Origin of the sequence: Caedibacter taeniospiralis (assembly GCF_002803295.2) — a bacterium.
GTDB classification, from domain to species: Bacteria; Pseudomonadota; Gammaproteobacteria; order Francisellales; family Francisellaceae; genus Caedibacter; species Caedibacter taeniospiralis.
On the sequence record NZ_PGGB02000002.1, the window covers coordinates 139,622 to 165,221 of the forward strand.

General features: G+C 41.1%; 22 protein-coding genes, 1 tRNA gene and 1 pseudogene. 10 read left to right on the top strand and 14 right to left on the bottom strand.

Annotation, left to right across the window (positions count from 1 at the left end; genetic code table 11):
* Positions 1-2: 2 nt before the first annotated feature.
* Positions 3-1,610: a site-2 protease family protein gene (locus CU053_RS01540; protein ID WP_158106917.1), complete on the top strand. Its 1,608-nt coding sequence runs from the start codon at positions 3-5 to the stop codon at positions 1,608-1,610.
* A 424-nt stretch (positions 1,611-2,034) separates the two neighbouring features.
* Positions 2,035-2,583: an HlyD family efflux transporter periplasmic adaptor subunit gene (locus tag CU053_RS01545; RefSeq protein ID WP_267901792.1), complete on the top strand. Its 549-nt coding sequence runs from the start codon at positions 2,035-2,037 to the stop codon at positions 2,581-2,583.
* A gap of 91 nt (positions 2,584-2,674) precedes the next feature.
* Here CU053_RS01545 and CU053_RS01550 read toward each other — a convergent pair whose 3' ends face one another.
* The 10 genes and pseudogenes from CU053_RS01550 to CU053_RS01595 form a co-directional block, all read right to left on the bottom strand.
* Positions 2,675-2,833, bottom strand: coding sequence for a PD-(D/E)XK nuclease domain-containing protein (locus tag CU053_RS01550; protein ID WP_158106918.1), 159 nt, complete (start codon positions 2,831-2,833; stop codon positions 2,675-2,677).
* Entirely contained in the window at positions 2,826-3,236 is a 411-nt protein-coding gene (gene rbfA, locus CU053_RS01555) for a 30S ribosome-binding factor RbfA (RefSeq protein ID WP_100550576.1), read from the bottom strand. Before rbfA ends, CU053_RS01550 begins: the two co-directional genes overlap by 8 nt.
* A 2-nt stretch (positions 3,237-3,238) precedes the next feature.
* Positions 3,239-5,914 (bottom strand): translation initiation factor IF-2, encoded by a 2,676-nt coding sequence (infB, locus tag CU053_RS01560; RefSeq protein ID WP_100550575.1) that lies wholly within the window; start codon positions 5,912-5,914, stop codon positions 3,239-3,241.
* 10 nt (positions 5,915-5,924) lie between these two features.
* The gene (gene nusA, locus CU053_RS01565; protein WP_100550574.1) at positions 5,925-7,406 is read right to left on the bottom strand and encodes a transcription termination factor NusA; all 1,482 of its coding nucleotides are present in this window, start codon (positions 7,404-7,406) and stop codon (positions 5,925-5,927) included.
* Between the two features lie 28 nt (positions 7,407-7,434).
* Complete coding sequence (gene rimP / locus CU053_RS01570) at positions 7,435-7,899, bottom strand: ribosome maturation factor RimP (RefSeq protein WP_100550573.1); 465 nt, start codon at positions 7,897-7,899, stop codon at positions 7,435-7,437.
* A 106-nt stretch (positions 7,900-8,005) separates the two neighbouring features.
* A tRNA-Met gene (locus CU053_RS01575) sits at positions 8,006-8,082 on the bottom strand.
* Positions 8,083-8,264: 182 nt separating this feature from the next.
* A complete protein-coding gene (gene rpmG / locus CU053_RS01580; RefSeq protein ID WP_100550572.1) occupies positions 8,265-8,420 on the bottom strand; it encodes a 50S ribosomal protein L33 in 156 nt (51 codons plus the stop codon).
* Between the two features lie 29 nt (positions 8,421-8,449).
* Positions 8,450-8,686, bottom strand: coding sequence for a 50S ribosomal protein L28 (gene rpmB, locus CU053_RS01585; protein WP_100550571.1), 237 nt, complete (start codon positions 8,684-8,686; stop codon positions 8,450-8,452).
* Positions 8,687-8,893: 207 nt separating this feature from the next.
* Positions 8,894-9,680, bottom strand: a pseudogene (locus CU053_RS01590) (amidohydrolase).
* Positions 9,668-10,804 (bottom strand): aminotransferase class I/II-fold pyridoxal phosphate-dependent enzyme, encoded by a 1,137-nt coding sequence (locus CU053_RS01595; RefSeq protein ID WP_100550570.1) that lies wholly within the window; start codon positions 10,802-10,804, stop codon positions 9,668-9,670. The pseudogene CU053_RS01590 and the gene CU053_RS01595 overlap by 13 nt, the downstream one beginning before the upstream one ends.
* Positions 10,805-11,006: 202 nt before the next feature.
* Here CU053_RS01595 and rlmKL point away from each other — a divergent pair, with 202 nt between their 5' ends.
* A complete protein-coding gene (gene rlmKL, locus CU053_RS01600) occupies positions 11,007-13,214 on the top strand; it encodes a bifunctional 23S rRNA (guanine(2069)-N(7))-methyltransferase RlmK/23S rRNA (guanine(2445)-N(2))-methyltransferase RlmL (protein WP_233263306.1) in 2,208 nt (735 codons plus the stop codon).
* Positions 13,215-13,288: 74 nt separating this feature from the next.
* On the opposite strand, the gene CU053_RS01605 is transcribed toward rlmKL, so the two are convergent.
* The 3 genes from CU053_RS01605 to CU053_RS01615 form a co-directional block, all read right to left on the bottom strand.
* A complete protein-coding gene (locus tag CU053_RS01605) occupies positions 13,289-14,182 on the bottom strand; it encodes a cation diffusion facilitator family transporter (RefSeq protein ID WP_100550568.1) in 894 nt (297 codons plus the stop codon).
* 293 nt (positions 14,183-14,475) lie between these two features.
* Entirely contained in the window at positions 14,476-14,979 is a 504-nt protein-coding gene (locus CU053_RS01610; RefSeq protein WP_100550567.1) for a GNAT family N-acetyltransferase, read from the bottom strand.
* Positions 14,980-14,987: 8 nt separating this feature from the next.
* Positions 14,988-15,257 (bottom strand): type II toxin-antitoxin system TacA family antitoxin, encoded by a 270-nt coding sequence (locus tag CU053_RS01615; protein WP_100550566.1) that lies wholly within the window; start codon positions 15,255-15,257, stop codon positions 14,988-14,990.
* 316 nt (positions 15,258-15,573) lie between these two features.
* Between CU053_RS01615 and rpmH the strand changes: the two genes are divergently transcribed.
* Genes rpmH through yidC form a run of 4 tightly spaced genes read left to right on the top strand, consistent with a single transcriptional unit; the run spans position 15,574 to position 17,947 of the window.
* The gene (gene rpmH, locus CU053_RS01620) at positions 15,574-15,708 is read left to right on the top strand and encodes a 50S ribosomal protein L34 (protein ID WP_100550565.1); all 135 of its coding nucleotides are present in this window, start codon (positions 15,574-15,576) and stop codon (positions 15,706-15,708) included.
* Positions 15,677-16,039: a ribonuclease P protein component gene (rnpA, locus tag CU053_RS01625; protein ID WP_233263307.1), complete on the top strand. Its 363-nt coding sequence runs from the start codon at positions 15,677-15,679 to the stop codon at positions 16,037-16,039. Before rpmH ends, rnpA begins: the two co-directional genes overlap by 32 nt.
* On the top strand, positions 16,000-16,266 hold the full coding sequence (yidD, locus tag CU053_RS01630) for a membrane protein insertion efficiency factor YidD (RefSeq protein WP_100550563.1): 267 nt from the start codon (positions 16,000-16,002) through the stop codon (positions 16,264-16,266). The genes rnpA and yidD overlap by 40 nt, the downstream gene beginning before the upstream one ends.
* A gap of 4 nt (positions 16,267-16,270) precedes the next feature.
* Entirely contained in the window at positions 16,271-17,947 is a 1,677-nt protein-coding gene (yidC, locus tag CU053_RS01635) for a membrane protein insertase YidC (protein ID WP_100550562.1), read from the top strand.
* Positions 17,948-18,127: 180 nt separating this feature from the next.
* Here the strand turns inward: yidC and parC are convergent, their stop codons facing one another.
* Positions 18,128-20,365, bottom strand: coding sequence for a DNA topoisomerase IV subunit A (gene parC / locus CU053_RS01640; protein ID WP_100550561.1), 2,238 nt, complete (start codon positions 20,363-20,365; stop codon positions 18,128-18,130).
* A gap of 189 nt (positions 20,366-20,554) precedes the next feature.
* On the opposite strand from parC, the gene dsbD reads away from it, so the two are divergent.
* The 3 genes from dsbD to CU053_RS01655 form a co-directional block, all read left to right on the top strand.
* The gene (gene dsbD, locus CU053_RS01645) at positions 20,555-22,267 is read left to right on the top strand and encodes a protein-disulfide reductase DsbD (RefSeq protein ID WP_100550560.1); all 1,713 of its coding nucleotides are present in this window, start codon (positions 20,555-20,557) and stop codon (positions 22,265-22,267) included.
* Between the two features lie 319 nt (positions 22,268-22,586).
* Entirely contained in the window at positions 22,587-24,041 is a 1,455-nt protein-coding gene (locus CU053_RS01650; RefSeq protein WP_199244171.1) for an alkaline phosphatase, read from the top strand.
* Between the two features lie 189 nt (positions 24,042-24,230).
* The coding region (locus CU053_RS01655; RefSeq protein ID WP_158106919.1) for a coiled-coil domain-containing protein at positions 24,231-25,600 on the top strand (1,370 nt) is incomplete at its 3' end.

Sequence of the window (25,600 nt, forward strand, 5' to 3'; positions counted from 1 at the left end):
GTATGAATAAATTACCACCCTTTCTTCCCCCATTGCGTGAGGATATTCATCTGCAAGAAGGAGGACAGGATTTTAATGGTGGACCCACCTGGATCATTCACGACAAAGTCAGCGCTCAGTTTTTTCATTTGGGTTGGAAGGAATATGAAATATTGAGGCATTGGCAAGCCATTGCACCAACTGAGTTTCTCATCAAGCTTAAAAAGGAATCATTGGTAGAGGCAACAGAAGAAGATTTGGTAAAAATATTGCATTTTTTGTCGACAAATTGTCTTATTGAGCAAAATGTGGAAACTATGCAAAAGCTCTATCAAAAGCAGCATGGTAAGCAACTGAATTTTTTCCTGTATCTCGCGAAAAATTATTTATTTTTCAGGATTCCCCTTGTGCATCCGAACGACTTTTTAGATAGAATCTACCCGTATACGCGCTTTATTTTTACGAAAAGCTTTGCATTGATCATGCTTTTTTTTGCGCTTATGGGGCTTATCCTTTTAATGAGAGAGTGGACACAGTTTACCCATACCTTCTTTGCATTTTTATCCTTTAAATATATTTTGCTCTATGCCATTGCCTTGGTGTGCGCCAAGAGTTTTCATGAGTTTGGGCATGCGCTCATGAGTAAGAAATATGGGCTTAATATTCCCTCCATGGGGGTGGCTTTTCTTGTCATGTTTCCCATGCTTTATACCGATACCCAGGAAAGCTGGCAGATCAAATCCCCTAAAGAGCGCATTACCATAGCTCTGGCGGGTATTATGATGGAAGTGTATATCGCTATCATCGCTATCTGGTTGTGGCTTTTCTTACCTGATGGGGCATTAAAAAGTATCTGTTTTTTTCTTGCTACCTATAGCCTTTTAACCACGCTGCTCATTAACATCAGTCCGTTTTTACGCTTTGATGGCTATCATGTTCTCTCTGATCTTTTATCCATGCGTAATTTGCAAACCAGAAGCTTTGCGCTTATGCGCTGGCGTTTACGTAAACTTTTGTTCGGCTTCAAAGATCCAGCACCAGAAGCCTTCACAGCACATAAGCAAAAAATTTTGATGCTATACGCCGTCGCTACACTTATTTATCGATTTGTACTTTTTTTGAGTATTGCTATCCTGGTTTACTATTTATTCTTTAAGATGCTCGGCATCGTTCTATTTGCGATTGAAATCATCTATTTCATTTTGCTGCCTATCTGTCGTGAGCTTAAGGTGTGGTATGACATGCGCGCGAACGTTCGTTTAAACCGAAATACCGTTATTTTAAGCGTGACTCTCGTTGTACTCCTGGGTGTGTTGTTTATTCCATGGCAATCCACCGTCAGCATGCCTGCCACACTATCCTATCAAAGCCAGACGCTCTTTAGTGAGCTCCCTGCCAAAGTAAAAACCGTTAGAGTAAAAAAAGGGCAACAAGTTAAAGCAGGCGATGTCTTAGTAATCCTTGAATCCCCTGAGCTTGACTTTAGGATTCAAAAAACACGGTCGCTGCGAGCCATGGAGAGCGGAACGCGAGGGCGAGTAGACCCGGGTAGCCTTGCGCTGTTGATCAGCAAGCGACGTGCCGAAGGCGCCAGAGCGAAGTCTGTGAAACAGCTTTTACCCAAGGCGTAGAGTAGAATCGGAGGAGTGTTGTCCGTTCGGAATGAGCGTAGCGAATTTGTGAGGACATGCCGAGGAGGCGGACGGCAGGCGCCAGAGCGAAGTCTGTGAAACAGCTTTTACCCAAGGCGTAGAGTAGAATCGGAGGAGTGTTGTCCGTTCGGAATGAGCGTAGCGAATTTGTGAGGACATGCCGAGGAGGCGGACGGCCCGGGCAAAATTTATACCGCCGAGGATAGCCGATTCGATTTTGTGTATGGATATACAAAATCTATCATGAGGCCCGAGGCACCCTAATCAGATCGAAGAAGTACAATGGCAATTACGCAATATTGCTCATTTTCAGAAAGATTTACAACAGCAGGAAACACTCAAAAGCACCCTAAGATATAATCAAACGGAGCTTCAATATCTTCGTGAGAAAAAGGCAAGTCTTATAGTCAAAGCCCCCTTTTCTGGTGTCATTGAGTCGCTTTCAGAAGATATGCGTCCCAATGCCTGGGTTAAAAAACGCCAGGCGATGATGATACTGGTGAATAAAGATACGGTTATTTTGCATGCTTATCCAAGTAGTGCTGACTATGAGAGATTGCAGGAGGATCAACAAGGTCAGTTTATTCCCGAAAATATTGATCTTCCGAACCTTCAGGTCGGTATTTCAAATCTATCAAAGCACAATGTCAACGAGCTTTATACCTTAAATCAAGACCACGCCGAAAATCGTTTTATCAGATCTTCGGCTCCCCTTGGCGCTTATCACGCTTCAAACTTAGGTGGCAGTATTGCTGTAACGCAAAATAGTGAGCAGCAAATTATCCCAAATATCAATACCTTTATTATTTCTCTCAAAGTGAGTCCCCCTATGGGCTATCCCCTGGAAAATGTGGTGCGTGGCAAAGCATTTATTACAGTTGATAGCATATCGATAGCTTCCTATATCACGCGACATATTTTAATCTTTTTTGTCAAGGAAAGCGGATTTTAAAACTCGTGGCACTCAGCATTTAGCATTAAAAATTTAACATTTAAATTCACTAATCACATTGTAGGGGCAAAATATTTTTCACCCCTACGCATCAAAACGACTCAGACACTAAATCAACCACATTACGCGCATGTGAGTCGAAGCTTATGCCGATCAAATAAACAGGTTTATTGCTGCTAAAGTATTTTTCCGCATAGTTTTTGTCTTTAATCTGTTGTATGGCACTTTTAGCATCACCCAACTTACTCATCCTCATTATCCTGATGATCATCTGTATTGGACTCATCATGTTGAATAAATTGTGCATCTTCATTGCGCGCTTTCTCAATCAATGAATTCATTTTGTTCCCATATGCCAGCGAATCATCATAAAAAAATCGCAGGTCTGGAGCGACACGTAAGCGTAATTCCCTGGCCAAAGCACTGCGAAAAAAACCCTTGGCAGCATCAAATGCTTTGATCATTTGCTCGGGGTTTATTTCAGTATTTAGTGAGGAAAAAAATACCTTGGCATAAGAGAGATCTTTTGATACTTCAACACCGGTAATGGAAATCCATTGTAAGCGAGGATCGCGTATTTTCGTTGATAACAAAGACACGATTATCTTCTGAATTTCATCACCAACACGCTCAACACGTGAACTAGTTGCCATGGTTACATCTCTCTTTTAATTTCAATCGTTTCAAATACTTCGATCTGATCCCCTGCTTTGACATCATTGTAGTTTTTGACCCCGATACCGCACTCCAGACCCTTTTTTACTTCAGACGCATCATCTTTAAATCGTTTCAAAGACTCTAATGACCCTTCATAAATAACGACCTGATCACGCAGCACGCGAATTGGGTTATGACGCTTAATGACGCCATCAATTACCATGCAGCCTGCAATTGCACCAAACTTGGAAGATCTAAACACATCCCGCACTTCAGCAACCCCAATAATCTGTTCTCTAAGTTCAGGAGATAACATCCCTGACATTGCTTGTTTCACATCATCGATAAGATCATAAATAATGCTATAGTAACGAAGTTCAATGCTGTCGGTTTCTGCTTGTTTTCTAGCCGTAGCGTCAGCTCGTACGTTAAACCCAAACAGCACAGCTTGGGATGCAACTGCCAAAGATACATCAGAGATGGTAATCCCACCGATACCCGCGGCAATAACATCCACTTTGACCTCATCATTTGATAGCTTAATTAATGATTCACGAATCGCCTCAACTGAACCCTGAACGTCCGCTTTGACAATGACGTTTAGTGTTTGACGTTCGCCAGTAGACTCACCCATCCGATCAAACAAGCTTGATAGTTTACCTGCTTGCTGTTGTTTCAAACGCTCCTCTTTTTTCTTTTGTGATCTGTGCTCAGCAACCTCACGCGCCGTTTTCTCATCTTTCACAGCAACCATTTCATCCCCTGCATTAGGGACGCCTGAGAGTCCTAAAATCTCGACAGGCATTGAAGGTGTTGCGGTATTAATTTTTTGACCAAGATCATCCATCATCATGCGAATACGACCATATTCTGTTCCGCACAAGATAATATCACCCTGCTTTAGTTCACCACTTTGCACTAAGACAGAAGCGACAGCGCCACGCCCTTTATCCAGGCGTGATTCAAGGACAACACCTTTGGCAAAGCCTTTATTGACCGCTCTAAGTTCAAGTACCTCGGCTTGCAGTAACACCGCATCCAACAGCTCATCAATCCCCTGACCAGACTTAGCTGAGACATGAGCAAACATTGTATCTCCTCCCCATGCCTCAGAAATTACATCCAGCTGGGATAACTCCGTTTTGACACGATCTGGATCAGCTTCTGGTTTATCCATTTTGTTGACGGCAACCACAATTGGAACTCCTGCGGCACGCGCATGTTGAATGGCTTCTTTTGTTTGCGGCATCACCCCGTCATCTGCGGCAACGACCAGTACGACTATATCAGTACTCCCTGCTCCGCGTGCGCGCATTGCCGTGAACGCTTCATGTCCTGGGGTGTCAAGAAAAGTAATCTGCCCTTTTGCAGTTGTTACTGAGTAAGCACCAATATGCTGAGTAATCCCACCTGCTTCACCAACTGCCACACGAGTCTTGCGAATATAATCCAGCAGCGAGGTCTTGCCATGGTCGACGTGTCCCATAATCGTCACGACAGGGGCTCTTGGCATCAATTCCTGATTAGAGGAATCAACAATTACGGTTCCCTCTAAAGTATCTTCTTTATGCAAGGTATATTCATGTCCAAACTCTTCGACAATTAAAATGGCTGTTTCTTGATCCAGAGGCTGGTTAATAGTTGCCATCACGCCCATTTTGAAAAGCACTTTAATGAGCTCGGCCGCCTTAACTGCGATTTTTTGTGCAAGCTCGTTGACCGTAATCCCTTCAAAAATAACCACTTGTCGGGTTTCTTTTTCTACGGGTTTGGTAAACTGCTGAGTTTTCACTTTATTAAGCTGCAACTTCTTAGGCTTTAATGATTTACGAGAGAAGCCTTCATCATCATCTTCAGCGGAGTAGATGGTGCGTGACGATTTCTTGCTTGTGGTTGATTTCACTTTTTTCTGTGACTTACGTGAAGCCTCTTCTTCTTCCTCGTCTACCTTTTTCTTGGGTTTTTCCAGCACTTTTTTGTGTGCGCTTTTGACCTCGCCGTCCCCTATATTTTCTTTTTCGGTAACTACTGGCTCTGGTCTTGACGTAATGTTGAAACCACTGTTTTTGGGTTTAGTTGTCATTTTTATCTCAACCTTGCCACTAGACTGTTCTTCGGATCCAGAAGAGACTACGGATTTTTCCTTGACTGGTTTCTTGGGCTTAGGAATAGGTTTATTTTCAGGTGTTATCTTATCGACTTTTGCCACATCTTCTGCATTTGTAAATCCTGATACGGATAATGACTGGTCATCGTTCCATTTAGTTTCTATGGCTTCCTTCGCTAAAGGTTCATAAGGTTTGTTATGTTTTACCGCGACATGAGTTACTGATTCATCTGTTGTGGAAGCTTCGAACTCTAGAGCCTTGTCATGGACATCAGATCCTTCTTTGGCTGTTGGTGCAATCAAGGTTTTCTTCTTACGCACCTCAATGTTGACCTTGCGATTACCCGCAACTTTTAACTGTTTCGTTGTTTTTCTTTGTAAGGTAACTGCTGATTTCTTCTCTGTAGTACCTCCTTGAATAAAGCTTAACAACTGGTTTTTTTCAGCATCACTAACCAGAGCGTTAATGCTTTTTTTATGGACTCCAGATTGCTCAAATTTCTCCAATAACACGTTTTCATCAATTTTAATTAATTTGGCTAATTGCGCCACCGTTATCTCTGCCATCACATTTCTCCTACTTCTCATTATCCTTCTCAAACCAAGGTGCACGCGCAGTCATAATCAATGCTGCAGCTTGTTCTTCGGAAATGGAAATAATTTCACGTAAATCATCCACTGCTAACTCAGCCAGATCATCCATCGTAATCACATCTTTTTTTGCTAAAGTGTTTGCCCATGCTTCGGTCATGCCGTCCATCGCAAGCAGGTCTTCTGCAGGCTTATTAGCAGCCAATGCCTGTGAAATCAATGCCGTTTTCGCACGCGCCTGGAGTTCTTCACAAATTTCATTGTCAAAGCCTTCTATTTCAAGCATTTCTTCGCGGGCAACATAGGCAACCTCTTCAAGACTGGTGAAACCTTCTTCAATCAGCACTTCTGCAATGTCCTGGTCAATATCTAGCGACTCCATAAATAGTCGCATGTTTTTTTGCTCTTCTTCCTGTTGTGCCTTTTCTGCGAGGGTGTTGGCAATAACATTAATATGCCAGCCAGTGAGCGCTGTCGCTAAGCGTACGTTTTGTCCATTTTTACCAATGGCTTGCGATAACTGATCTTCTTTGACTGCTACCTGCATCGATTGCTTATCTTCATCCTGGACAATCGAAGTCACCTCAGCGGGGGATAGCGCATTAATCACAAATTGTGCAGGGTTATCATCCCATAGAACAATGTCAACACGTTCGCCTTGCAATTCATTGGTAATCGCCTGGATGCGTGAGCCACGCATCCCCACACAGGCACCCACAGGATCAATGCGTTTATCATTGGATTTAACCGCTACTTTGGCGCGAGACCCTGGGTCGCGTGCAATGCCCACGATGTCCATCAGCTCTTCTGCAACTTCGGGAACCTCAAGGATCAAGAGTGCGTGCAACATTCTTTTATTCGCGCGTGACAGAATAATTTGATGACCTTTAATATCATCATCAATACGCAAAATACACGCACGCAACTTATCATTTAAGCGATAATTTTCTTTTGGCAACAGCTCTTTTCTTGGTAACACGCCTTCCGCATCATTGCCTAAGTCAATAATTAAGAAATCACGTGTTGCGCGTTTAACTTCACCATAAACGATCTTGCCAACCTTGTCGCGAAATCTTGATACCATGAGGCGGCGTTCTTCATCACGCACTTTTTGCATAATGATCTGCTTAGCAGTCATCGCGGCAATACGTCCAAATTCAACAGATTCAACAGGTTCTTCCAGTATGTCGCCCACACTAACCTTATGACCTTTTTCCTGTGCTACATCGACGTAAAGTTCAGCGGCATAATTTTCAATTTCGTGATCCTCTCCTACGATCTGCCATTGCCGAAATGTCTCATATTCTCCTGTTTTGCGATCAATCCTGACGACGATCTTTGCCCCTTCTTCAAAGCGTTTTTTAGTTGCCATTGCCAACGCTTCTTCCATCGCTAGAAACAGCAAATCTCTTGAGACTTCTTTCTCATTTGCAACACTTTCAATAACTAACAGTAATTCTTTACTCATAACCCTCACCTATATCGAAACTAAATGATTAAAACTTTGGCACAACGCGCATTTTCTCAACGTTATGGAAGTCAAAACGAATTTCTTCACTTTCTTCCGTTTTAACTAAAATCTGTTCATTCTCAACTGATAGGATAACCCCTTTAAATCGGCGACGATTATTCTCTGTTGCGTGATGCAGTTGCACTTTCACCTCAAAGCCTTCTAAAGCTTTCGCTTGTGTCACATTAAATACACGGCGATTAATCCCAGGGGAAGAAACTTCCAAAGCGTAAGGCGTGCTAATGGGATCCTCGACGTCTAGAATTGCACTTACTGCCTGACTTACTTCCTGGCAGTCATCAATAGAAACACCTTCTTCATGATCGATGAATATGCGTAAGGTCATTCTGCCGGTATCTGTGGAATAGGCATCCATTTCAATACCCCATAAAATAAAGCCAAGGCTCTCCACTTCTGGCGCAATAAGCTCTTTTAACTGGTCAATTAACATTCCAATACACCCCTTGGGATATAAAAAAAGGACTACGATGAGTCCCTTTTATTCAGCAAAACAAAAGGGCCCATGAGGGCCCGCAATCTTTTAAAATCATTTTGGTTGGTAGCGGGGGCTGGATTCGAACCAACGACCTTCGGGTTATGAGCCCGACGAGCTACCAGGCTGCTCCACCCCGCGTCAACTGCGACACATATTAACAACTATTTCCTAAATTGCAACACCAAAGTTTGGGTTTTTAATAGATTTATTTTGGGCATTGACAATAGCTTTGCTCATAATGACGCATTGTGTGGGGCGTATTGCAAAAGATGAAACGATAGTGTGGGTTATAATAAATAGAGAATAGTCTAATTCAATGGTTATTTAATTTTGGCTTCCTTGTAAAGCACGTGCTGGCGAGCAACGGGGTCAAACTTTTTGATTTCCATTTTGTTTGGCATGGTGCGCTTATTTTTGGTCGTTGTATAAAAATGACCGGTGCCTGCACTTGAAACTAATTTGATTTTATCACGCATGTTAATTTACTCCTAAACTGTTAAATGAATTAGAATTTTACGTTGCGGGCACGAAGATCAGCCAGAACAAAATCGATCCCTTTTTTATCGATAATGCGCATACCTTTTGAGCTTACACGTAAACGAACATAGCAGTTTTCACTTTCAACCCAAAAACGGTGTGAATGTAAGTTAGGTAAGAAGCGACGCTTGGTTTTATTTTGCGCGTGCGACACTTTATTGCCCGTTAGTGGGCGTTTGCCTGTGACCATACAAACTCTAGACATGTTATCCTCCAGTCAATTGCTGTAAATTAAAATAGTTATAATTGTTAAATTCTCAAGGGGCAACTTTATAGCAAAAAAACGACGCAAAGGCAATCGGAATCTATATCATACTTTTTCCACAAAAAGCACCAAGCTGCCAGATCGTGACAATTCGTCGCGCATTCTAGCACCAACAGTGGTAGCTTACAATTGCTAAGTTTGGGATATTTAGACTTGGTTGAGTTGGAGTGAGTATTTATCTTGTGAGGCGAGCACCTGGAATTTAGCACGATATTCATTTAAGGCTTGCTTATCAAACTCATGACACAGCACACCTTGGGTTTTAGGTGGAAGCTTCGCCATGATCTCACCGTCGAAATGAACGCATAGACTGTCGCCACTGTAATCAAATCCTAAACCATCTGTGCCAACGCGGTTACATCCAACAACATACACTTGATTTTCAATAGCGCGTGCAACTAAAAGTGAACCCCAGTGCTTGCGTCGTTTACTTGGCCAACTGGCAACGTTGAGTAAGAGATCATGGTCATTATTATTGCAATTAAAGACGGGAAAACGTAGATCAAAGCAGATGCTCAGCAGAATTCTGAAATTTTTATAGGTGACGATCACACGTTTATTGCCCGCATCGAGCAATTTGTGTTCATCGGATAAAACAAATAAGTGGCATTTATCATAATGCCATATGCCACCTCCTGGCGTGATAAAAATAAAGGCGATTAACAGGTTTTTGGGCATCATTTAAAACAACGACACTGCCAGTGACTGCCGCATTTTTAGCTTGTGCTTGCTGCATAAGCCAGGTGATGATCTCATTTTGATCAGTGACCGCAATTGCCAGATTGGGAGTGAAACCAACGTTAAACATTTCGGGTAATACGATTAAATCGCAAGGGTTTATGCTGCTAATCACTTTCTCAAAATGTGCATAATTTGCTGTTTTATCTTCCCAGGCGAGATCTGATTGAATCACTGCTACTTTTAAACTTGACATAATCGCTTTACCCCTTCTAATAACGCATCATCATACTTTGCAAAACATAAGCGTACCAAGCCTTGTTTTGGTGTTTCGTATAGTGACGAAATCGGCACAAGACCAACGCCATATTCCTGGATTAAGCGTTGGCAAAATGTAAAGTCATCTTCATTTGAAACCGCACTATAGTCAAGAATTTGAAAAGGTGATCCTGACCAGGGAAGGAGCTTAAAGCGGCTGCTAGATAAACCGTCGACGAGTTTTTGCTGTTGTGTTTGATAAAGCTTAGGTAATTCTTGCCAATACTCAGGATGTGCATTTATCCCATCGGCTAACGCCAACTGCATTGGGTGAGGTGCGCCAAAGCTTGTAAATTGCTTGACTGCATTAATGGTAGTTATAATTTGTTTAGGGGCAATACAGGCGCCTAAACGCCAACCAGTCAGGTTGTATGTTTTACCTAAGGACTGCACGACAATCAGCTTGTCTTTTAAACCAGGAATTTGTAAGGCACTGGTGTATGATTCGCCAGCATATATATGCTCGTACACTTCGTCGCTTAAAACGAGAATATCTTTGCCCCTGATCAGGTGTGCAATGGCTTGATATTGTGCATGAGTAATGACTCCGCCCATGGGGTTGTGGGGTGAATTGAGAATGATTAATTTTGTTTTATCGTTGATGCTCTGCGCTAAAAGTTCAAGGTTAATGTCGGCATTTTCCTGTACAGGGATGCGACGGCTAACTCCCTGATTGAATGCCACAATGGCAGGATACGCATCAAAAGCGGGATCAAAATAGATGACTTCATCGCCCTTGTTAATCACTGCACTGATAAGGGCAAATATTGCTTCAATGGCGCCTGAACATATTGAAACATTGTCCTCTGGAACTGTTGTGATGTCATAGCACGCCTTAATCTTCTGTGCTATAGCTTTTCGTAAGCTAAGGGTTCCTGGAATTGGCGCATATTGGTTAAATCCAGATCTTGTGTAGTATTCAAGGCGTTCCATTAGCCAATCTGGTGTTTTAAAGTCAGGGGCGCCCTGGGTGAAGTTAATCGCATTATGCGCTTTAGCAATGGCAGACATTTTGCCAAAAATGGATGGTGCAGTGTTGATATAAGGCTTAAAATTCATCATGAATCGTTAGGGTGAAGTGCTTGTGGTTCATAGCATAAAGCAAATTTATGCGAACTACTATGGAGTTTTCGGGCATGGCACTCATGAGATCGCTAGTACTCATTTGGCATCCAATCAAAATTAACTCACGTAAACCGATTAAGCAGTGATATAATCCGCAGATTCAATTTTATGTGCATGATAATTTCAGATGAATTCTTCTTTGACAACTGAGCAAGATTCCCTCCTCATATTTTTTGCAAACTGTGCCAAAGGCATCGAGCTTTTACTGAAAGAAGAGCTTTTAATGCTCGGTGTTACAGAGGCTCACGAGAAGCTTTCTGGTGTTGAATTTGTGGCAAGCCTGGGTGTTGCCTACAAAGTGTGCTTATGGTCGAGACTGGCGAACCAGGTACATCGAAAATTACACAGTGCCAAATTTGAAAGTTCTGAGGACTTTTATAATGAGCTCTATGCTTTGCCATGGAGCAGCTATTTTGCTGTGGAAAAATCCATAAAAATAGAAGTTTCAGGCAAACATAGCGCCTTTAATAATACTCAGTTTGCGGCTCAAAAAGCCAAGGATGCCATTGTTGACTATTTCCGCGATCAAATGGAGGTTAGACCTGATGTGAGTCTTGATAACCCAGATATTGTGATTGCGATTCACTTTCAAAAAGGGATGATGATGAGTTATTTATCCCTTACCGGCGAGAGCTTGCATAAAAGAGGTTATCGCTTGGGACAAGGAGAAGCGCCCTTAAAAGAAACACTGGCTTCGGCGTTACTCATTAAAAGTGGCTGGCTTGATATGCTGCAAACTGATGAGCCTGTGTTGCTTGATCCTATGTGTGGCTCTGGGACTATTTTAATTGAAGCTGCGATGATGGCATATCAGATTGCGCCAAACTTGCGACGTGAAACCTTCTGTTTTACGCACTGGCATGATTTTAATGCAAGCTTGTGGCAACAGCTGAAAACAGATACACACGCGCAGCAGATGGAAGGTTCGCAAAGACAGAAGATTAAACTGGTTGGTTATGATTACGATGAAGAAATATTGCATAAGGCCAGGCAAAATATTCAGGCGGCTGGATTAAGTGATTATATTGAATTGGCATGCCAGGATATCAGAGATTTAACGAATAAGCCTGGTGTTAAAACGGGTTTGATACTTACTAATCCACCTTATGGCGAGCGCTTATACCACGCACAACCCGAAAAGTTAAACCATTTATTTAGATGTTTTGGCAAGGCTTTAATCGAAGCATTTACAGGTTGGCGTGTTGCGATTTTTAGTGCCGCAAGCGAATCTGTAAAAGCTCTGGGATTAAGATCAAACAAGCAAAATAAATTTTTCAACGGCGCGCTGGAAACGGTGCTATACCAGTTTGAAGTAAGTGATGAATGGGTAATGAAACGTGAATCACCTACACAAAAACTAAAGCGTCAGGCAGCTAATGCTATTTTACAGGATGACGCTCATGAGGCATTTAAGAATCGCCTGACGAAGAATTATCAACAATTACAGAAATGGGCGAAACAGCAGGATTTGGAGTGCTACCGCGTTTATGATGCTGATTTGCCAGAATATGCTGTAGCGATTGATTTGTATAATACCCATGTGCACATACAGGAATATCAGATGGGTAAAGGTGTTGATGAGAAGCTGGCACAAAAGCGCTTGTTACAAGCCATTTATCATGTTGCAGAAGTACTTAAGGTAAAGTATGACCATATTCATCTGAAGATAAGACAACGTCAAAGGGGGGTAAACCAATATGAAAAGCGGGCGACGACGAATACATTTCATGTAGTCAAAGAATATGGCGCCTTGTTCTATGTAAATTTTGATGATTATCTAGATACAGGTTTATTTTTAGATCACCGCAAAATGCGTCAGATTATTGCGAAGTCATCACAGTATAAAACTTTGCTGAATCTGTTTGCTTATACCTGCAGCGCGAGCGTTGAAGCCGCATTGCAGGGTGCTAAAACGATCAGCGTTGATATGTCAAAAACGTATTTAGAGTGGGGAAAACGTAACTTTACCCTTAATAAGCTTGATCTGAATCAACATATATTTATTCAGGCAGATTGTTTGTCATGGTTAAAAGAAGCGGTGAAATCTGCTAAAACATTTGATGTGATCTTTTTAGATCCCCCAACCTTCTCCAATTCAAAGCGTATGCAGATGGTATTAGATATTCAGCAGGATCACGTTGAGCTGATCGATTTGGCGATGCGGCTTTTAGCAAAAAATGGCATCCTTTATTTTTCCAATAACTATAGAAGGTTTAAGCTGGATGCTGACTTATTGACAAGGTATAACTGTCAAAGTATCGATGATCAATGTTTGTCACGTGATTTCTTAAGGCGCCCCAATATTCACCATTGCTGGAGAATAGTAAAAATGGAAACCGTTTCATAGCATAAGATACAGCACTGCCCATTTTGTGGGCATATGAAACGCTAAGGGAGCTCCACCCTAATCGCATACTCCAGTTAGATTGTGATATAAACGTAAACCACATTGTCTTTAAAATGGTCTTTATAGTGCTTTAACAGCACTGCTTTTAAACTGCGAAGCTCTTGTGTTGGTAAAGCAGCTGGAAGTTTTAAGCGTAGGTCAGCGAATAGAAATCTTCCTGACTGTGTGATTTTTATATCCTGTAACGTTAGCTGATGGTTACTGCAAATGATATTAGCCGCATCAGTAAGTTTGTTTTTTAAATCGGGTTCAACCGAAGCGTCTAACAAGTTTAGTCCAGCTTCTTTTATGAGTTTTAAGGGTTTGATCGTAATGGCAATACCCATGACAATGGCAATAATTGGATCGATATAGCTGGCCATATTGTGTAGATTAAAGAAAATAAGCACTAATGCAGTAGCAAGTGAAATATCGACCGAGGCGCTTAAGAGAGCATCTGCTTTCCAAAGCTCAGCATCCGCATGCAGAATTTTTGAACCTGTTTTTTTGGCAGCTCCTCTGACATATAGATACATAATGCCGCAGACGAGTGTGCCACTAAAAGAGGCGATAATTGCGAAAATATAATTAGGCGTTATCGCGTGTGTGACAAGGTTGATAATAGCCATGATGATAACGCTTGCCGCGACGAGTAAAATAAAGCCAGCTTGTAATAAGACAAAAACGGGCTCTAAACGGTAGTAACCATAAGGGTAGCGTTTATTAGCTGGCTGGTTAATTTTCTTAATGACGTACAGTGAAGCCGCATAAATCAGCAAAGTAATGACGGAATAGCCAACATCGAGTAAAACCGTTAAAGATTGCGCAAAATAAACGATGACCAGGCTAAATAGCACATAAACAATCGATAAAATAAAGTTGACCTGTAAGGTTTGGGTTTCAATTTTTTGTTTGTTTTCGGTAAACATACTTATATCCTAAGGGTGTTGTGTTAAAGCAATGTTGCTTTTGAAGTATCAGTGGTTGTAAAAATCGAGTAATGCTGGAACGCTAAGGATTTTTTAACAAATAGATGATGACTGAAAACAGGAAACTATTATTAGCTTTGCAGCTTTGCATGAGTCGTGTAACTAAAATCACTCTAAGTAGCGCCATCCTAACAGATTTTCGCCAGGTTTGTAAGTGTTAAAAACGATGATAACGAATGGAAAATGGGGTATAGTGGCCTGCCTGTCTTGGTTTTGGTCCATTTCATTGAACCTTACTCAAAAACCTCTTTGATTGTATCCATTGTCATAAACAGTTGATTATCTCTCAGCTCTAGAAAACCATATCGTTTGTAGAAATTCATTGCCTCTTTGTTTTTTGCGTCAACAACCACCGCAATTGAACCTATTACAGAACTATTAACATAAGTACGAGTTAAAGCATTTACTAACAGCAGTTGACCATAACCTTTGCCTTTAGTCTCACTCTTAACAGCTAAGCGACCTAATAAGGTTGCAGGTAGATAGGGATATTTAGGCAACTTTTTTGCTATCACACCGTCAATACCAGATAGTTGATCCAAATGAATAATGGTTGAGGATAATGTATAATAACCAAGCAAAGACGAATCCTCTAACAGTACATATGTAGCACAAACATGACGCTTCATGTCCTGTTTGGCTTGCTTGAGTATGTAGTTGTTTAACGCTTCTTCCCCACAATCAAATTTAATGCCAGACATTTTTTGCTTTGTCAGCAACTCTATTGTTATTGCCATTAATCAACCTACTGTGACAAAATATTTTTATGAGCTTGGTAAGCGCTTTTCAGCAGATCATTTGCCTTAGGAGGATTTTTTAATGCTTCAAAAAAATTCTCTTGCTGAGCTACAGTTAGTTTGATCAGGTTCTGCTCCGTTGTGACTTTCCTGGCAAAGCTCGTCATCGCTCTCATGCCAAATTCAGTGAGTGACACGCCCATTAGTTGAGCCGCTCTTTCAAAAATAGCCTTGCTATCTGCTGTAACCTTAAACTCTATTCGTGCTGTTTTACTCATTGTGTCACCATGTCCGTAATGTGTACGGATATTTTAGTTTTCAATAACTGATAAGTCAATCTCGTGCTAGAGTTCTCTGGAGGGTAAATAAACTATGCCTTAAAATGAGAAAAATCATCGCGTACAGAGAGCATTCTAAAACATCCATCGACAGCACCTGTACTTTACGCTAGAATGCCGTGTCTTGAAATTGCAGATGAATAAGTTTGGCATTTTATAATTGACCGAATCTTGTTTTTGGCTTAGAATCCGCGCTTTGCATGAACTTTGACAGATTTGCAGCAACCTTTATAAATATAAACTCGAGGATAGTACGATGAAAAGAACGTTTCAACCAAGTAACTTAAAAAGAAAAAGAACACACGGCTTTCGTGCCCGTATGAAGACATTAAGCGGACAAAAGGTGATTCGTAACAGACGTGCTAAGGGCAGACATAAGCTTGCCGCTTAATTCATTAACAAAAGATCATATTCTAGAGGCCAAGGGTTTTTCCCTTGGCTTTTCGCGTATCTGCCACAAAGTTCATACTAAACACTTTTCCTATCTGATTGCCAAAGGCTCTGATCTTAAAGCAAGTATTGGTGTAATTGTTGGCAAAAAAAAAGTAAAAAAAGCAGTGCAGCGCAATCTATGTCGCCGCTTGAACAAAGAAATGTTTCGTCAGCATAAGGATAAATTCGCGCAGACGATGTTGATTGTTATCGCTAACCATAACGCATCCAAGGCGACAAAGGAGGAATTATGGCAGTCTATCAACGGATTTCTAAAGCAGTACGTCTAGCGTTTGCAATTCCTTTTATCTTTCTCATTCGATTTTATCAAATTGCGATCAGTCCGTTTTTAGGTACGCGCTGCCGCTTTTATCCAAGCTGCTCACAATATGCGCTTGAGTCAATTAAATTGCATGGTTTACTGATTGGGCTTTGGCTAATAACAAAAAGGCTGTTAAAATGCCACCCAGCTTGCCAAGGCGGCTATGATCCAGTTCCAAAGAAAGAAAAGGTTTAAGTAGATGAAGTCAAACTATATAAGAATATTCTTGATTGCACTGATTGTCGTGATTTTTATGTCACTGACGGCACGCTGGGAGGAAATGTTTGTCCCAAAGCCAGCTAAAACAGAAAGTGGTGCGCAAAGTACGCAATTGGTTCAGCAGGAAAATAATGCACAAAATAAAGCCGTAGATACGGTAATAACCGATGTTACAAAACAAGATTTCTCAAATGCTGATGCTAAACCTATTTCGTTAAACACCAGTGTTTTTGCGAACCTGGAAATCAGTCTGTTAAATGGTGCGATTATTAATGCTGAGCTTAAAGACTATGACGTGAGTCTTACGGATAAACAGCCTATGCCGATGCTTAATAACAACGCAGGAACCAGGTATATTGCGCAAAGTGTCATCTATATCAATGATCAGCCGCAAAGTATTCTGTTTACTGAGCAGAGCGTGGTGAAAAAGGATAGTGAAACAGCGGTAACCTTAGCTGCAAAAGTACAAGGGTTGGAGGTTATACGCCAATATCATATTAACGATTTGACTTATGCGATTACCGTTAAGCAAAGCGTGAAAAATACAACCAACACCCCAATAAGTGTGAGTTTTGATAATGAAATTACTCGGCAAGTGCCTCCTGAAACGCATAGCTTTAGTATTTTGGATGCGCATTCCTACTCTTTTCAAGGAGTTGGACTTTCGTCAAACCAGCGCACTTTCCAAAAAGAGTCATTTGCTGATTTAGCCAAATCAACTGCAGCGGTTAATGTGTCCACCAGTAAAGGCTGGGCTGCAATGATTCAACATTATTTTGTCAGTCTTTGGGTTCCCAGTAATCCAGGGACAAGCTTCAGTGTCTACGCTAATAAGCTTGCGGAACACACCTATCAATCAGGCGTTAAAACACAAGCGGTGGTGTTAAGTGAGAATCAAAGTGTTGAAAATGTAAATATTCTTTATACGGGTCCCACGATTACCAAAAACCTGGAGGCTATGGTCAAAGATTTTGGTGCCAATAAACCAGAAGGCTTAGATAAGCTGGTTGATTATGGCATGCTGTCGTTTATCTCGGTGATTATTTTTTGGTTGATGACCCTGATTCACAGCGTGGTTGCCAACTGGGGGCTTGCGATTATTCTGGTTACCGTGCTCATTAAAGTGTTATTTTATCCGTTATCGGCGAAAAGCTATAAGTCTATGGCTAAAATGCGCATGCTACAGCCGCGCATGAAAAAGCTGCAAGAGCTTTACAAAGGTGATCGCCAGAAACTTGGGCGTAAGATGATGGAGATGTACAAGGAAGAAAAGGTAAACCCAGCAAGTGGCTGTTTGCCCATCTTAGTACAGATCCCCGTATTTATCGCGCTTTACTGGGTATTGCTGGAAAGTGTGCAATTGCGCCAGGCACCGTTTGTTTTCTGGATTAATGACTTAGCATCAAAAGATCCGTATTTTATTCTGCCGATACTCATGGGTATTTCCATGTTCGTACAACAAAAACTCAGTCCAACGTCAGCAGACCCAACACAGGCCAAGATCATGATGTTGATGCCAGTGATATTCACCGTTTTCTTTGCGTCATTCCCATCTGGTCTGGTGCTATACTGGTTGACTAACAACGTCATCAGTATTGCACAGCAGTGGTATATCACCAGGAAATACACAGCCATTTATAAAGCAAAGCGTGCGTAACTACATACGAGTGTTTTTCACCCTCTTCGCCAACGAAGGGTGATTTTCGGAAAGCTTGTCACTAATTCCCCTTCACCAGTGAAGGGGTGGCTGCTTGCCTGACCACTTTAAAGTGGTCAGGCGGGGTAGTTTTTAAAGCCCCACTTTACTTGTGAAGGTGGCAGCGTCAAGCTTATCGCATTATCCACAGGAAAGATCATCCACATTTTGGAATCCACGTGGCAGGATCTTACCACGGGAACCTCGGTTACCTTGATAATCTGCAAGCTCAGTAAAACTTAAGCGCATATGACGTTTACCTGAGTAAATCGTTAAGCTCTCGTGTCCTGCAACAGCGGCAATAAACTTAAGCTTCTCACCAGTTGCCAAGTGGCTTGGCATATTAATCAAACGGTTGCCTTTGCCCTTGGCTAAGGTCGGTAACTCGTGCTTTTGGACGGCAAGTAAACGCCCCTGGTTTGAGATCGCAATAATCAAGGTATTTTCATGCTCGTGTGCATTTACTGGTGGTACCATTTTGTCATCATCCAGCGTGATCACCTGCTTACCTGAGCGATTTTTGCTAATCAAATCATCAACCTTAGCTACAAAAGCATTACCAGCTGTTGATGCCAAAACGATCCGATCTTCTGTTTTAACGAATGTAATGGCAATAATGGTTTCATTTTGTTCGAGTTTTAAATGTCCCGTGATGGGCTCGCCTTGACCTCGGGCTGAAGGAAGATCAGTACTTAGCAAACTATACACTTTACCTAAGTTTGAGAAGAATAAGCATGGCTGATTACTCTTACCCATGCTAGATATAAAGTAGCTATCCCCCGTTTTATAGCTTAAGCCCTCAACGTTGACCTCGTGCCCTTTTGCCACGCGAACCCAGCCTTGTTTTGACAGTACAACAGTGACACTTTCAACAGGTTGTAAATCCGCTTCTTTTAACGCTTTTGCTTCAGATCTTACGACTAAAGCTGATTTTCGCTGATCACCATGCTTTTGCCCAGCGGCTTTCAATTCTTTTTTAATTAAATTTTTCAATTTTGTTGGATTTTCCAAATAACCCAAAATCTCATCGCGCTCTTTTTCAAGCTCATGTTTTTCCTTCTTAAGGGCTATTTCTTCAAGTTTGGCCAGATTGCGCAGGCGTAAGTTTAAGATGGCTTCAGCCTGTGCATCCGTAAGCTCAAAGCGTTTTTTTAAAGCTTCCTTCGGTTCATCCTCATAGCGGATAATCGCAATCACCTCATCAATATTCAAAAAAGCGATTAAAAAACCATCCAGAATATGCAAGCGCTCTAAAATTTTATCCAGGCGAAACTCCAAACGCTTGGTGGTGACCTCCGTTCTAAACACCAGCCACTCTGTCAATATCTCCAATAACGACTTGACCTGTGGCTTACCGTTGATGCCAATCATATTCAAATTAACTCGATAGCTTTTCTCAAGATCGGTGGTTGCAAATAAGTGGCTCATTAGCACATTGGTATCGATGCGATTAGAGCGTGGAACAAGTACGATTCTCACCGGATCATTATGATCTGACTCATCACGAATATCGCTTAGCCAGGAGATTTTCTTGCCGTTTATCTGGGCTGCAATCTGCTCAATGACTTTAGCACTTGAAACCTGATGTGGCACTCGCGTGATAACGATATTGCCTTCTTCAACGTGGAAAACGGCACGTAAACGAATGCTGCCTGTTCCTGTTTCATAGATCTTTTTACGTTCTTCAAAGGGAGTAATCACCTCAGCACCCCCAGGATAATCAGGTCCTGGAATATGTGCCATTAAACCATCCAGATCAGGATCCTTGGTGCTTAATAAATATAAACATCCATCGACCACTTCTGTTAGATTATGGGATGGAATATCGGTGGACATCCCGACTGCAATCCCCATGCTGCCGTTTAAAAGTACATTAGGCACCTGGGCTGGTAACATTTTGGGTTCTTGCAGTGTGCCATCAAAGTTTGGCGCCCAATCAACGGTACCAAGTTTCAATTCATTCAGCAGGACTTCTGAATATTTGGATAATCTTGATTCGGTGTAGCGCATCGCGGCAAATGATTTTGGATCATCGGGTGACCCCCAGTTACCCTGTCCATCGACTAGAGTGTAGCGATAAGAGAAATCCTGCGCCATGAGCACCATTGCCTCATAACAGGCGCTATCGCCATGGGGATGATATTTACCTAAAACATCACCCACGGTGCGCGCAGATTTTTTGTGTTTACTTAAGGCTGATAATCCGATTTCACTCATCGCATAGATAATTCTGCGCTGCACGGGCTTAAGTCCGTCACCGATATGAGGTAATGCGCGATCTAAAATGACATACATCGAATAATTTAAATAAGCCTGACGACTAAATGCGCTAATCGTCTGCTTTTCGTTATTCTCAAAAGAAAGACTTAGTTGATCCATAAACTTAAAAATCAAGACTCATTGAACTCGCCACATCATAACAAATGATCGCCTGATGGTCACGGGCGATTTTGGTAAGTGAAAGAGCCTGGCATTGGGGTATATGCTTTGTACATCAAATCGTTCTTGTCAATGATTAGCATCGTGTTACCATATGCTTTCATTGACACTACAACCCCAAGATGATTCATGTTTTTTCACAACTTCCTGCGTTTACTGCTACCACTTTTTTGCGTTTTTTTCACGCAGTTTGGGGTTGCGAGCAACACGGCTTTTTTTAGCGCTGACAACCTGGTAAACATGGGGGTTTTCAACACACATCAACAGTCTTTCGACAAGATACGTCTTATCGCAGTCAAAGGGAAAGCAGAAGTAACACTGTGCTGGGAAATTCCTAAAGGGCAATACCTCTATAAAGATAAAATAAGCCTTCAACTTAGGAATGCTGACCATGCAAAAATCGGTAATATTTTCTTTCCTGAAGCAATCACACACCCTATGTTTGCCAATGAAAAAGTCTATGCACATGAATTATTTTTGCGCGTTCCTTTATCTGGAGAAATCTCAGCAGATAGTTTCTTAGAAGTTCGTTATCAGGGCTGTGACAAAAATTTATGTCACTTGCCTCAGGTCAAAGAAATTTTGTTAGATCAACAAGTCCTTCCCTTGCAAAAGCAAATCTTTAACTGGCTTTCTATCTTAGCCTTATTAGGTATTGGTTTGTTATTGGCGTTTACTCCTTGCGTACTGCCTATGGTTCCTATTATTAGCGCCATTGTTATTGGTAAAAGCCATGGCAAGCTGCATAGTTTCTTTCTTGCTTTAGCGTATGTGCTTGGTATGTCAATAATGTATGCCATGCTTGGCATTATCATCAGCAGCATTGGTCTTTCTTTCCAGTTGTTTTTCCAGCAAGCGTGGGTAATTATTTTAATCAGCCTGCTCTTTGTTGCTTTGGCACTGTCGATGTTTGGCTTATTCCAAATTAAGCTACCTTCTTTTATTAGTGCACGGATTGGACAATCGCAAAGTAGATTCAAATCAGGTGGTATTATCGGTAGCTTTTTGATGGGAGCTATTGCGAGCTTGGTGCTATCACCCTGCACCTCGGCACCTTTAATTGGTGTATTGACAACGATTGTCCAGACAGGGGATGTCATCTACGGTGGCGTGGCACTTTTCACGCTTGGCTTTGGCATGGGTATTCCTCTTTTGCTTATTGCTTTAGGTCTCAAGCGATTTGTGCCAAAATCTGGCAGCTGGATGCAAGAAATTAAGATTCTCTTTGGTTTTGCGATGCTGGCAATGGCTATTTTCTTACTCAGCCGTGTCGTCAATGACGTTCTTTTTGATGTTATGGCTTATCTATTATTGATTAACGTATATGTGATTTATCTTATGTATGCTTCGGTTATCAGTGAATATATGAAGCAGAAAACCAAGCATTTTGTTGGTGCAAGCGTTGTGCTTATAAGCTTGTTTGGCATGGTAAGCTATATTACCCATGTCACGCAATCACAGCTTACTGTGCGTCAGGATGGCGATGTGATCACTGTGTTTACAGTCAAAGAGCTTGATGCACAACTTAAGCAATCTCTTCAAACCCACGACTATGTTCTAGTGGATTATTTTGCGCATTGGTGTGAAAACTGCCTAAAACTTAAAGAAATCCTGCAAAACTCCAGAATGCAGCAGTATTTTAAAAATCATAATATTCAAATTATTAAGGTCGATGTATCGCAATACAGTAGCGACAGCACGGAACTCTTGAATCAGGCAAATATTTTGGGATTGCCCACACTGATACTGCTGAACAAAGATCAGCAGGAAATAAAACGTGTCGCTGGCGTGCTTGATGAAAAGGTCGTAATTTCAGGATTTGATGCCGTACTGTATCGTTAGTCTCTTTTAGCTAAAGATAACAAAACTGTAACATTTAAGCTTCATGCTATCTGTGACGGTAACAAATCCTACTTTAGCTTTATACCCATCGTAAATCATTTTCCAGACTTTCTGGCATTGAATTTCGGCTGATTTTAAAGGATTGAATTTTGACAATAGAACTCACTATTACCTACAAGTCAATTCTTCAAAATCCCCGCGAACTTCTTCCCTCATAAAACCCGTAAAATGATTTATGATGGGTATATATGTTGCTTAAAGAGTGAAGTTATCGTGACATTACAGCGTACCGCAACATAAATTATAAGAGGAGAGATAGATGAATATGAAAAATGTTTGTATAGGTTTGCTAGTAGTAGCTATTTTACAAGAAAGTCATGCAGCTTATGACACAAGTGATTATAAAGTCCAGCAACTTAAAATCAAGCAAGCTGAGTCTCGACTTCCTGATAATCGCCGTGCCAGAAATGTGATTTTATTTATTGGTGATGGGATGTCTTTAGGAACAATAACAGCCACGCGAATTTATGCAGGACAGCAACAGGGCGGCGATGGGGAGTCCTATTGCTTGAGTTTTGAAAGTTTTCCATATGTAGCCATTTCAAAAACTTACAATACGAATATGCAAACGCCAGATTCTGCGGGAACAGTAACGGCAATGGTCACGGGTTATAAAACTAAAAGCGGGGTTATCAACGTAAGCGATAAAGCTAAGAGGGGTGTTTGTGCTGGGGCTACTGCTGAACAGTTAGCGACTATTTTTGAGCAGGCTGCTAAACAAGGCTTATCAGTCGGGCTAGTCACAACAACACGTATTACACACGCAACTCGTGCTGGTGTATATGCCCATTCATTTGATCGTGATTGGGAAGCAGATACACTGATGCCGCAAAATGCAAAACAAAATGGCTGCCAGGATATTGCCAGACAATTCATAGACCAAGGTGATGTCGTTGAAGTGGCGCTGGGAGCTGGCTTATCCATGTTTACCCTTGAAAAAGATGGAGGTAAACGCAAAGATGAAAACCTGATTTCCTTATGGCAATCGCGTTATCCACAAGGAAAATATATAACAAATAAAAATGAGCTGGTTGGCGTAAAACCGTCAAAAGACTTGAGAGTGCTTGGATTATTTGCCGAAAATCATATTCCCTATGTCTTGGATAGAAATGCCGACACGCCATCTTTAAGTCAGATGACAGAGAAAGCTATTGAAATTTTATCAACAAATCCAAAGGGTTATATACTCATGGTTGAAGGGGGGCGTATTGATCATGGGCATCATGCAGGTAATGCACAACGTGCACTTTCTGAAGCAAAAGAGTTTGACGAAACCATCGCAAAAACTTTGAGTATGATTGATACGAGAGACACATTGGTGATTGTTACTGCAGATCATGGGCACGGTTTTGTCATGAATGGCTATGCAGCACGCAATAATGCTATATTGGGTTTATCTAAAGGACTAGATGGGCAACCCAATAAGGACATGGAAGGTCGTGTGTACACAACAATTGCTTATGCAAATGGTCCTGGAGGGAATCAAATCGCAGGTGATTTCAGTGAGCAAAAGGTGCTAGCAAAGGATTATACACAAAATGCACTCATTCCATTGGAGGAAGAAACACATTCAGGAGAAGATGTAATCATATCTGCAACAGGTCCAAAAGCCTGGCTATTTCAAGGTTTTGTTGAGCAAAACTATATTTTCCACGTAATGAGCAAAGCACTGGGTATGGACGATGAAAAGTTATCATATTCTAACTTGGGTTAACTTGGAGAATTCTACGCAGTCTGTAAATAATTGCTAACGGGAAATGGCAACCTCCTACAAATACCTCTCATAAGCAATCAAATTGTCCGATATTCGCGGCTGATATTCTTCAGCGGGTCTACATTGTTTACACTACAAAACTAGTAGCTAAACACACTTATTACTTGGATTTAGAAAGGAGAAATTATAATGCCTCATGATGTGAGAAAGCGTGTAGAAGAGTATCTTAGCGAGAACTCTATAAATTTTGATAACGATGGTGCTAGGGATGGTTTTGTTGAGTTGCTAACAGAACTTATCAGCCAGAATGAAGAGGATGAAAATACCATTAATGACTTGAGAAAACTTGTTAAAGACCATGAGGAATCTGAGACAGAAGTGTATAACTACCGTGATAAGCTTGTAAAACATATTGATAAAATTGAGCGAGAACTGGTGGAGAAAGAAGAGCATATCGATAGTCTTAAGAATCTTGTTAATGATGGCAAGATTGAACTTGAAGATGCCAAACATTTGGAAAAACGCCTGAAGAGATACGACCAAGCTTTTTATGAGCAAAAACTTTCTCATGATGAAGAGCGCGAAAGACATGAAAAAGAAGTGTCAGAATTAGATAGACAACTTGAAACTTTAAAACAAGAACTTAAGCAATATAAACAGGACCAAAAGTCGTATTTTGAGCAAATAGATAATAACGCCCATACTGAGAGGCAACTGAAAGAAAGGTTAAACGAAAATAACAAAAAAATTGATGATCTGACACTCAAGTTGAAAAACAAAGGTGAAGATTTCAATAGGATATGCGAAGCAAATGATGAACTTCTTAAAGAACAAGAGGTATACCTGAACAATAATGAGAATTACAAGAAAGAAATTGATTTGCTTTGGAAGCAAGTAACTTCACTTCAAAATGAGAAGAACGATCAATCGCAAACATTCAAGAAAGAAAAAGAAACTTACATGCAAGAGCTGCTACGTTACAAAGAAATTAGTGATGTGTTTGAATTTCAGCTTAGCCTGAAAAACCAGAATCTTGAGGAAGCGCATAAGGAGATAGAACGTTTAACTAATCAGCAGGTGACTAAACTTCCAAGCCTAGAAGATGAACTCAAAGGAGGAAGTTTCTTAGATGAATTTAATACGTTAGAAGAAGATTTAAAGACAGCGAAAAAAAATATTGAAAGACAAACTCTACTGATAGCTGATCTTCAAAAGGAGCTTCAGGAAAAGGAAATATCTTATAAGCAGTCATTGGAAGAAAAGGAATCTCAACATTTAAAGGATACAGACGAAATAGCACACCTAAGGAAAGACATTGAAAATAACAGTAATGCTATTGAAGAAAACGAGAAAAATAAGCTCAAGATGCAGAGTGATCTTGAAGAAAAAGAACAACAGATTAACAACTTGAAAAGTCAGGCTGAAAAGACAATAGAAGAACAAAAAAATTTCGAACAAAGGATAATTGATTTAGAAACAAAGCTCAAAGAGGCTACTAATACTTATGAGCAAAAGAAACTGGAGCTTGAAGAGTCTAGAAAACAGCTTGAATCCAAGAA

What these genes read in the sequence shown, in the direction of transcription:
- CU053_RS01540 (WP_158106917.1), top strand. Translation starts at nt 3, where the DNA reads ATGAATAAATTACCACCCTTTCTTCCCCCATTGCGTGAGGATATTCAT.
- CU053_RS01550 (WP_158106918.1), bottom strand. Translation starts at nt 2,833, where the DNA reads ATGAGTAAGTTGGGTGATGCTAAAAGTGCCATACAACAGATTAAAGAC.
- rbfA (WP_100550576.1), bottom strand. Translation starts at nt 3,236, where the DNA reads ATGGCAACTAGTTCACGTGTTGAGCGTGTTGGTGATGAAATTCAGAAG.
- infB (WP_100550575.1), bottom strand. Translation starts at nt 5,914, where the DNA reads ATGGCAGAGATAACGGTGGCGCAATTAGCCAAATTAATTAAAATTGAT.
- nusA (WP_100550574.1), bottom strand. Translation starts at nt 7,406, where the DNA reads ATGAGTAAAGAATTACTGTTAGTTATTGAAAGTGTTGCAAATGAGAAA.
- rimP (WP_100550573.1), bottom strand. Translation starts at nt 7,899, where the DNA reads ATGTTAATTGACCAGTTAAAAGAGCTTATTGCGCCAGAAGTGGAGAGC.
- rpmG (WP_100550572.1), bottom strand. Translation starts at nt 8,420, where the DNA reads ATGCGTGATAAAATCAAATTAGTTTCAAGTGCAGGCACCGGTCATTTT.
- rpmB (WP_100550571.1), bottom strand. Translation starts at nt 8,686, where the DNA reads ATGTCTAGAGTTTGTATGGTCACAGGCAAACGCCCACTAACGGGCAAT.
- CU053_RS01595 (WP_100550570.1), bottom strand. Translation starts at nt 10,804, where the DNA reads ATGATGAATTTTAAGCCTTATATCAACACTGCACCATCCATTTTTGGC.
- CU053_RS01605 (WP_100550568.1), bottom strand. Translation starts at nt 14,182, where the DNA reads ATGTTTACCGAAAACAAACAAAAAATTGAAACCCAAACCTTACAGGTC.
- CU053_RS01610 (WP_100550567.1), bottom strand. Translation starts at nt 14,979, where the DNA reads ATGGCAATAACAATAGAGTTGCTGACAAAGCAAAAAATGTCTGGCATT.
- CU053_RS01615 (WP_100550566.1), bottom strand. Translation starts at nt 15,257, where the DNA reads ATGAGTAAAACAGCACGAATAGAGTTTAAGGTTACAGCAGATAGCAAG.
- rpmH (WP_100550565.1), top strand. Translation starts at nt 15,574, where the DNA reads ATGAAAAGAACGTTTCAACCAAGTAACTTAAAAAGAAAAAGAACACAC.
- yidD (WP_100550563.1), top strand. Translation starts at nt 16,000, where the DNA reads ATGGCAGTCTATCAACGGATTTCTAAAGCAGTACGTCTAGCGTTTGCA.
- yidC (WP_100550562.1), top strand. Translation starts at nt 16,271, where the DNA reads ATGAAGTCAAACTATATAAGAATATTCTTGATTGCACTGATTGTCGTG.
- parC (WP_100550561.1), bottom strand. Translation starts at nt 20,365, where the DNA reads ATGGATCAACTAAGTCTTTCTTTTGAGAATAACGAAAAGCAGACGATT.
- dsbD (WP_100550560.1), top strand. Translation starts at nt 20,555, where the DNA reads ATGTTTTTTCACAACTTCCTGCGTTTACTGCTACCACTTTTTTGCGTT.
- CU053_RS01650 (WP_199244171.1), top strand. Translation starts at nt 22,587, where the DNA reads ATGAATATGAAAAATGTTTGTATAGGTTTGCTAGTAGTAGCTATTTTA.